This window comes from Devosia sp., from assembly GCF_017307495.1.
Classification (GTDB): Bacteria; Pseudomonadota; Alphaproteobacteria; order Rhizobiales; family Devosiaceae; genus Devosia_A.
In genome coordinates this window covers 1-8,145 of the sequence record NZ_JAFKHE010000010.1, presented here as the reverse complement: position 1 = coordinate 8,145, position 8,145 = coordinate 1, and the positions used below count along the sequence as shown (strand labels likewise).

Genomic DNA, 8,145 nt, shown 5'->3' with positions numbered 1-8,145 from the left:
CCGCGTGCCATAGGCCCAAAACCCCGATCGGCCGGCGAGGCGTGAGCCTCATTCATTCTGCGGACTACCGCGAGGGGCAAAGGCCCCGCCGGCCCGTTCGCTTCATCCCCCGCAACGGGGATGGCTCTTTGACAAACTCCGAAGCCGCAGGGCTGTCGGATGCATCGGCACGTCCAGTCGCACCACAGCGCACGTGGCTCCCCCCACCCAGTTCCGCTAGGTCCTCGCTGACGCGAGAACCAAGCTGCACTGCCCTCCCCACAAGGGGGAAGGAGGCCGGTGGATGGGGCGATGATTCACGGGTCTCCCTCCCCCTTGTGGGGCTTCGCGCCGTCCGAAGGCAGATTGCTCCGGTGGAGCAATCTGAGGCAAGAAGGCCATGAGAGCTATGCTCGAATGGCTGGCAGCGGCGCTTGTGAGCGATAGCGAACTGGCAAAGCTGGGTGGGGTAAGGCAACACGCACCGGACGAGAGGCGGCCAGCACTCGGCCACCCCGCAAGGACGCGTAGCCTACCCCCTACTCCGCCGCCCGCGGCAGTTCCTCCGGCCGCTCCCACTTGAGCACGGGCGTCCGGGCGGCGCGCGTCTCGTCGAGGCGGCGGCGCGGAGCACTGGTCGGCGCGCTGGTGAACCGCGCTGCGTTCCCCGCCTTCGCGTCCGTCGCCAGTTCCAGCATGACGTCGCAGAATCGATCGAGCGTTTGCCTGCTCTCGCTCTCGGTGGGCTCGACCAGCATGGCGCCATGCACCACCAGCGGGAAGTACATGGTCATGGGGTGGAAGCCCTCGTCGATCAGCGCCTTGGCAAAATCCAGGGTCGACACCCCCGTGCCGTCGAGGAAGCTGTCGTCGAACAGCGCCTCGTGCATGCAGGGCTGGCCCGGGAACGGCACCGAGAAGACATGTTGCAGCCGCGCCTTGATATAGTTCGCGTTGAGCACGGCATCCTTGGCAGCCTGCGCCAGGCCGTCGCCGCCATGGCTCAGCATGTAGGTCAACGCCCGCACGTACATGCCCATCTGGCCGTTGAAGGCAGTGATACGGCCAAGGTGCTGGCCCTCGGCGTGCTCGACGAGTTCGGACCCGCTGCTTCCCTTGCGAACGAACGGGACCGGGGCAAACGGCGCCAGCGCCTCGGACAGCACCACCGGGCCCGCGCCGGGCCCGCCACCGCCATGCGGGGTGGAGAAGGTCTTGTGCAGGTTGATGTGCATGGCGTCGATGCCGAGGTCGCCCGGCCGCACCACGCCCATGATGGCGTTGAAGTTCGCGCCGTCGCAGTAGAAGAACGCCCCCGCCTCGTGCACGGCAGCGGCGATCTCGATCACCTCGGGCTCGAACAGGCCGCAGGTGTTGGGGTTGGTCAGCATGATCGCCGCGACGTCGGGCGACAGCGCCGCCTTCACCGCCTCGACATCCACGGTGCCGTCATCGCGTGCCGGGATCGAGCGCACGCTGTAGCCGAGGAAGGCCGCGGTGGCCGGATTTGTGCCGTGGGCGCTCTCGGGCACCAGCACCACCTTGCGGTGTCCCTGCCCCGCCGCTTCCTGCGCGGCGCGGATGGCCATCATGCCGGCCATCTCGCCATGCGCGCCGGCCTTCGGCGTCAGGCACACCGCCGCAGTGTTGGTCAGCGTCATCAGCCAGTGGCCGAGCTCGTTCATCAGCTCAAGCGCCCCCTGCACCGTCGAGACCGGCTGCAGCGGGTGGATATCGGCAAAGCCGGGCAGCCGCGCCATCTTCTCGTTAAGGCGCGGGTTGTGCTTCATCGTGCACGAGCCGAGCGGGTACATGCCGGAGTCTATCGAGTAGTTGAGGCGGGAGAGCCGAACGTAGTGCCGCAGCGTCTCGGGCTCGGTTAGTCCTGCGAGGTCGATGTCCGACTTCCGTTCGAAGCCGCCGAGGAAGGATCCGTCGATCTCGACGTCCGGCAGGTCGACGCCCGAGTGCTCGCGATCACCGATCTCGAATAGCAGCGGCTCGTTGGGGAGGAGCGAGGAGCCCGAAACGGAAGCGAAGTCCGAGGTCCCGACGCCAGTGGGACGCCCTTGCGTGTTCATGGCCATCAGGCTTCTCCATTCAGGGCTACGTCGAGGCACTCGGCCAGCATGGCGATCTCGCCATCGGTTGTGAGTTCGGTCGCCGCGAGGACGATCAGGTTCGCGAGCGCCGGATTTTCGGGCTCGAGCCGGCTTACCGGCACGCCGGCCAGCACCTCGGCCTTGGCCAGCATTTCGACGATCGGCGCGGCGGGCACCGGCAGGCGAATCGTCATCTCGTTGAAGAAGCTCTTGTTGAGCAGTTCCACGCCCGGTACCGTGCCCAGCATCCGCGCGAGCTTGACCGCATTGGCGTGGTTGAGCCGCGCCAACCGCTTCAGCCCGGCCTCGCCGAGCAGCGACATGTGGATCGAGAAGGCGAGCGCGCAGAGCCCCGAGTTGGTGCAGATATTGGAGGTCGCCTTCTCGCGCCGGATATGCTGCTCGCGCGTCGATAGCGTCAGCACGAAGCCTCGGTTGCCGTCGGCATCGACGGTCTCGCCGCACAGCCGCCCGGGCATCTGGCGGATGAATTCCTTCCTGGTCGCCATCAGGCCGACATAGGGCCCGCCGAAGTTCAGCGCGTTGCCGATCGACTGGCCTTCGCAGACGACGATATCGGCACCGAGCGCGCCGGGAGCCTCTATCAGGCCCAGCGACACCACTTCGGTCACCACCACGATCAGCAGCGCGCCCGCGGCATGCGCGGCATCGGCGGCGGCCCTGAGATTGCGCAGGTGGCCGTAGAAGTCCGGCGTCTGGATCACGATCGCGGCGGTGTCACCGTCGATCTGGTTGAGGATGTCGCCCTGCCCCTCCGGAGAAGCGGGCAGGCACACGAGGTCCGGCCCGTCGCCGAGATAGGTGCGAACCACGTCGCGATAGTGCGGGTGCAGCCCCCCCGACAGCACGATCCGGTCGCGGCGGGTCAGCCGCCGCGCCATCAGCACCGCCTCGGCCGTCGCGGTCGAGCCGTCATACATCGAGGCGTTGGCCACCTCCATGCCGGTCAGGTGCGCCACCTGGGTCTGGAACTCGAACAGCATCTGGAGCGTCCCCTGCGAGACCTCCGGCTGGTAGGGCGTGTAGGCCGTCAGCCACTCGGAGCGCTGGATCAGGTGGTCGACGCTCGCCGGCACATGGTGCCGGTAGGCGCCGGCGCCGATGAAGAACGGCCCGTCACCGGCAGCGTGGTTCCTGCCGGCCAGTGCCTTCATCCTGGCTTCGACCAGGAACTCGGGCGAATGGCTCGGCAGGTCTACCGGCTCGCGCAGCAGGGCATGGCCAGGTACGCGGGCGAAGAGGTCCTCGGCGGCTTTCGCGCCGATGACGGCAAGCATGTCGGCCCGCTCATGCTCGGAATGGGGAAGATAGCGCATCGTATCCTCAGGCCGTCAGCTTGGCGTAGGCGTCGGCATCCATGAGCCCGTCGAGCTCGCCGGCATCGTCGAGCGCGAGCTTGAAGATCCAGCCATCACCCTCGGGCGAGGAATTGATCAAGCCGGGATCAGCCGACAGCGCGTCGTTCACAGCCGTCACCGTGCCGGTCGCCGGCGCGTAGATCTCGGAGGCGGCCTTCACCGATTCGACTACTGCCGCCTCGTCGCCGGCTTTCAGCTTCTGACCTACCTTGGGCAACTCGACATAGACGATGTCACCAAGCTGCTCCTGCGCGTAGGGCGTGATGCCCACCGTGCCGTCGGCGGTGATGTATTCGTGGTCCTTGGTGAACTTGGTCATTTGCTGGCTTTCCGGACGTAGCGGTGTGGAACGAATGGGGTGGCGGCGACCTCGGCGGGCTGCGCCCTGCCGCGAACGAGAACCTGAAGCCTGGTGCCGGGAGTGGCATGCGCAGGCGAGACGAAGCCGATGGCGATGGCGCGGTTCAGCGTCGGCGCGAAACCGCCGGACGTGACCCTGCCGATCTCGGCGCCGTGCTGATCGAGGATGGGAGCGCCCTCGCGGGCCGGAGCGCCATCGACGAGCAGGCCGACCCGGACGCGCTCGAGCACCCCATCGAGTTCGGCAAGGATGCGCCGGGCGCCAGGGAAGTCGGCGGCTTCCCGGCGGCGCTTCGAGATGGCGAAATTGAGTCCCGCCTCGACCGGCGACACGGTCTCATCGAGGTCGTGGCCGTAGAGCGGTAGCCCGGCCTCGAGGCGCAGGCTGTCGCGGGCGCCGAGTCCGATCGGCTTTACCCGTCCATCGGCCAGCAGCGTGTCCCAGAAGCTGGAGGCATGTTCGGGATCGACGAGAATCTCGAAGCCGTCCTCGCCGGTATAGCCTGATCGGGCGATCACCAGCTTGGTGTCGCGCCAGTCAAACGAGGCATAGTGCATGAAGCCGAGCTCGACCGCCTCGGGGACAATGGCGTCCAGCACCGCGGCGGCCTCCGGCCCCTGCAGCGCCAGCAGGGCACAATGGTCGGACCGGTTCAGCGTCGCCTTGCCGGCGGCTGCAGCGGCAAGGCGCTGGAAGTCGGTCTCCTTGGTGCCGGCATTGACGACGATGTAGAGTGCCCCGCCCCAGCCATCGGCGGCGGGACGGGCGACCATCAGGTCGTCATGGATACCGCCCTGTTCGTTCAGCAGCAGCGTGTAGCGCACCTGGCCCGGCTTCAGCCCCCGGATGTCCCCGCAGATCAGCGGTTCGACGATGGCCGCAATGGCGGCATGGTCCGCCTCGCCGTCACCGGATTTGTTGTCGAGCACGAGGAAGCTCGGACCCATGTGGGAGACGTCGAACAGGCCGGCGTGCTCGCGGGTCCACTTGTGCTCGGCGATGATGCCGGTGGGGTATTGCACCGGCAGCGAGTAGCCCGAGAACGGCACCATGCGGCCGCCCAGCGCGACATGCTTGTCGTTGAGGACTACGGTCTTGAGATCGTCGGGGGCTGCTTCGGCCATTTCGGACACCAAGGGTTGACTGCACAGCAACACAACGGAGCGACCGCCCCCTTGTGTTCCGCGCCCCCTCTGTCCGCTAACCTGAGAGATTTCCTCGCCGCCTATGGGCGAGTTGCTCCTTCGGTGAGGCGAGATCGCCTGCTTTCCAGAGTCCTAGTCGACTGCGGTCCTTGGTACCTGAGAGTTTCCGGGGCGGTTGCTCCTTCGGCGCCAGCGCGAGGCTGGTCTCTCCCGCAGTCGAGAGATGCTAAGCCGTTTCGGATCGGGAATGTCAACTGCCGGCGTACCCTCCCTGACGAAAGCGGTGCCCGCCAAGAACGGAAATCCCCGCTTTCGCGGGGATGACATTGTGATTGGGGCTGCAATGGCGGCTGGCTAGCTGTCGAAGCCGACGTAGAAGACGATCTGCTCGCCGCCGGTGTAGGGCACGGCAACGTTCTCGACCACCTTCACGAACTCCTCCGACTGGTTCGGCGGGGTGATGGTGACGGGAATGTCGTACTTCTCGGAGAAGAGGGCGACACCATCGCGCTCGACCGTGAAGCGCACCGGAACGTTGACGTTCGTCTGGTTGCCGGCCGGACCCAGCAAAAGGCGGCCGACCATGCCCATCTTCACCGTGATCAGGCCGTTCGAGACCACGCAGTTGCGTGACTGCTTGTCGATGATCGCCTGGTAGTTGAGGTCCTTGGGATTACCGACCTTGCCCTTGCCGTAGTAGAACAGCGCTTCGCCGCCCGCCTTCACCTTGATCGGCGGGCATTCGGTGGCAATGGCCGGCAGCGCGTTGCTTGTGCCGGTCTGCAATTCCGCCTGGGTCGGATTGGCCGTCTGCATCGGCGACGAACTCGAGGCCGGCGCGAACATGCTGCCCATCGAGCAGGCGGAGAGCGCCAGCGCCGCGGCGCCGGTGGCGACCAGGCGGGAGACAACAGCCAGGTTCATCATGCGCTCACCTGCGCGGCCTGCAGCGCCATCAGCACAGCCGGTGCACCGCTGACGGTCACGCCCGCGACGTCCTGCACGAACAGGTCCTGGACCACGCCATCCCTGATGACCATGGCGAAACGCGCGAAGCGCTTGCCCATGCCGGACATCTGCTTGCTGAGGCCCATGGCGTCGGCGAGGATCCCGTCGCCATCGGCGATGAACTCCACCTTGCCAATCGCTTCCGAGCGCTCGGCCCAGGCCCGGGTCACGTGGTGGTCATTGACGGTGCCGCACACCACCTTGTCCACGCCCAGCGCCTTGAACTTGGCCGTATTGGCGGCGAAGCCCGGGAGGTGGGAGGTGTCGCAGGTGGGGGTGAAGGCTCCCGGCACGCCGAAGAAGACAACGAGACCGTGGCCCAGCACCGCATCGGACGTGGTGTCGATGGTGTCACCGGTTCCAACCAGCTTGATGGGGACAGACGGAATTCTGTCGCCGCGCGCGATCGTCATTTTCTGGCTGGCTCCCTTGACCAAACTACGCTGCCGCCCCGGCATACGGGAGGACGCACCCTAGATCAACCGCCCGACGCAGTCGATCTGGCGGAACTTATCCGCCGTTCCACCGAGAACGGGCCCATTTCGGTCATGAACGTCAGCCGAACGGGCGTACCCTCCACGTTCCGGCCTTGGTCTCCCCCGAGCAGTGGCAGGAGGACTAAGTTTCCATCCGGGCTTTTTTGCGGCGCACCAAAGAGTTGCCCGCCCTCACCGGCGTCCGCGATCAGCGACAGCGGGTCGACTTCGCCGGAGACGGAAACGGCCAGCGCATCGGTGCCGGCATCGTAGGCGACGCCGGGCACGGGGTTGTTCGTCCCGGTCCATTCCAGGGGCGTGCGCGCGACAGCCTGGGCGATGCGGAGCCCCTGCGCACGATCGGGCGCTGCGAATGACAGGGGCAACTGGAACGAACTCATCACGGGCACGCAGACGTCCGAGCAGATTCCCATGGTGACGGCGATCTTGAGATCCACCGGCCCGCCGTCGAGGCTGAGCTGCACCGGCAACACCACGGGGCCGCGATAGACGAAGTCGACATAGCCGGTGCTGGTCTCGATCGCTGGATAGGGCCAGAGCATCTGGTGGCCGGACACGCCCGACGATCCGGCAAGATCGAGAACGGTCGGGATGCCCGTCTCGCCGGGCACGCGCCAGTAGGTATTGCTCGAGAGCGGCATGTCCAGTTCGAGGCCGATCATCGTGGTGCCGTCGGCGGCCGCGACGTCGGACGAGATCAGCCGCGCCCGGGCGCCGGGCGCAAGTTCCTGCCACGCCGTCTCGCCCGCCTGGGCTGTGGCACTCAGGCTGGCAATGAGCAGAATAGCCGGCACGCGCATGGCTTCCGGATAGCGGAGCGGCAGCGAAATGGAAAGCCGGATCAGACCATCGTGAACCCCAACTAGGCAGGAGCCCGGACCGGGTCTACACTGACGGGCGGCCGGTGCTGCCGGCAAGGAGACCGACACCCATGGACACGCTCAGGGGCCAGTTTCTCGTCGCCATGCCCGAGATGGGCGACGAACGCTTCCGCGATACCGTGATCTACCTGGTGGGACACGGCGAGGAAGGCGCGATGGGCCTCGTCATCAACCAGAGCCTCGAAGACATGCGCTTCGCCGACATCCTCGAGGAGCTGAAGCTGGGCGACAAGGACGAGCTGATCCAGCTCCCTGACAAGGTCAAGAACCGGCAGGTGCTGCGCGGCGGCCCGGTGCAGCGGAGCCGCGGCTTCGTCCTGCATTCTTCGGACTATTTCCGCGCCGGCAATTCCTACGAGGTCACCGACGAGATCTGCCTCACGGCAACGCTCGATATCCTCAAGGCGATGGCCTTCAACGACGAGCCGAGCGAGGCCCTGTTCGCGCTCGGCTATTGCGGCTGGAGTCCGGGCCAGCTCGAAAACGAAATTCAGGGCAATGGCTGGCTTACCGTGCCGTTCTCGCGCGAGCTGCTGTTCGGCCTGCCGATCGAGAACCGCTACGACGCGGCGCTGGCTCGCCTCGGCATCACCCGCGCCACGCTCAGCGCGAGCGCCGGACACGGGTGAGCGCCGGACGTGCCGATGCATCCGACAGCCTTGCGGCTTCGGAGTTTGTCAAAGAGCCATCCCTCCGTTGGAGAGATGAAGCGAACGGGCCGGCGGGGCCTTTGCCCCTCGCGGTAGTCCGCAGAATGAATGAGGCTCACGCCTCGCCGGCCGATCGGGGTTTT

At 66.5% G+C, this 8,145-nt stretch carries 8 protein-coding genes and 2 riboswitches; of the genes, 1 reads left to right on the top strand and 7 read right to left on the bottom strand.

The window, feature by feature from the left end; all coding sequences use genetic code 11:
• Positions 1–518: 518 nt before the first annotated feature.
• The 7 genes from gcvPB to J0I99_RS00310 form a co-directional block, all read right to left on the bottom strand.
• Positions 519–2,066 carry an aminomethyl-transferring glycine dehydrogenase subunit GcvPB gene (gene gcvPB / locus J0I99_RS00340; RefSeq protein ID WP_291395096.1) on the bottom strand — a complete coding sequence of 516 codons (1,548 nt, stop codon included), beginning with the start codon at positions 2,064–2,066 and terminating at the stop codon, positions 519–521.
• Positions 2,066–3,418 carry an aminomethyl-transferring glycine dehydrogenase subunit GcvPA gene (gcvPA, locus tag J0I99_RS00335; RefSeq protein ID WP_291395094.1) on the bottom strand — a complete coding sequence of 451 codons (1,353 nt, stop codon included), beginning with the start codon at positions 3,416–3,418 and terminating at the stop codon, positions 2,066–2,068. Before gcvPA ends, gcvPB begins: the two co-directional genes overlap by 1 nt.
• Positions 3,419–3,425: 7 nt before the next feature.
• On the bottom strand, positions 3,426–3,779 hold the full coding sequence (gene gcvH / locus J0I99_RS00330; protein ID WP_291390315.1) for a glycine cleavage system protein GcvH: 354 nt from the start codon (positions 3,777–3,779) through the stop codon (positions 3,426–3,428).
• A complete protein-coding gene (gene gcvT / locus J0I99_RS00325) occupies positions 3,776–4,945 on the bottom strand; it encodes a glycine cleavage system aminomethyltransferase GcvT (RefSeq protein ID WP_291395093.1) in 1,170 nt (389 codons plus the stop codon). Before gcvT ends, gcvH begins: the two co-directional genes overlap by 4 nt.
• A gap of 67 nt (positions 4,946–5,012) precedes the next feature.
• A riboswitch (glycine riboswitch) is annotated at positions 5,013–5,096 on the bottom strand.
• A 3-nt stretch (positions 5,097–5,099) separates the two neighbouring features.
• A riboswitch (glycine riboswitch) is annotated at positions 5,100–5,189 on the bottom strand.
• Positions 5,190–5,320: 131 nt separating this feature from the next.
• A complete protein-coding gene (locus tag J0I99_RS00320; RefSeq protein WP_291395091.1) occupies positions 5,321–5,893 on the bottom strand; it encodes a hypothetical protein in 573 nt (190 codons plus the stop codon).
• Positions 5,890–6,387 carry a peroxiredoxin gene (locus J0I99_RS00315; RefSeq protein ID WP_291395089.1) on the bottom strand — a complete coding sequence of 166 codons (498 nt, stop codon included), beginning with the start codon at positions 6,385–6,387 and terminating at the stop codon, positions 5,890–5,892. Before J0I99_RS00315 ends, J0I99_RS00320 begins: the two co-directional genes overlap by 4 nt.
• Before the next feature lie 65 nt (positions 6,388–6,452).
• Entirely contained in the window at positions 6,453–7,271 is an 819-nt protein-coding gene (locus J0I99_RS00310) for a protein-disulfide reductase DsbD domain-containing protein (RefSeq protein WP_291390310.1), read from the bottom strand.
• A 131-nt stretch (positions 7,272–7,402) separates the two neighbouring features.
• Between J0I99_RS00310 and J0I99_RS00305 the strand changes: the two genes are divergently transcribed.
• Entirely contained in the window at positions 7,403–7,981 is a 579-nt protein-coding gene (locus J0I99_RS00305; RefSeq protein WP_291390309.1) for a YqgE/AlgH family protein, read from the top strand.
• Positions 7,982–8,145 lie beyond the last annotated feature (164 nt).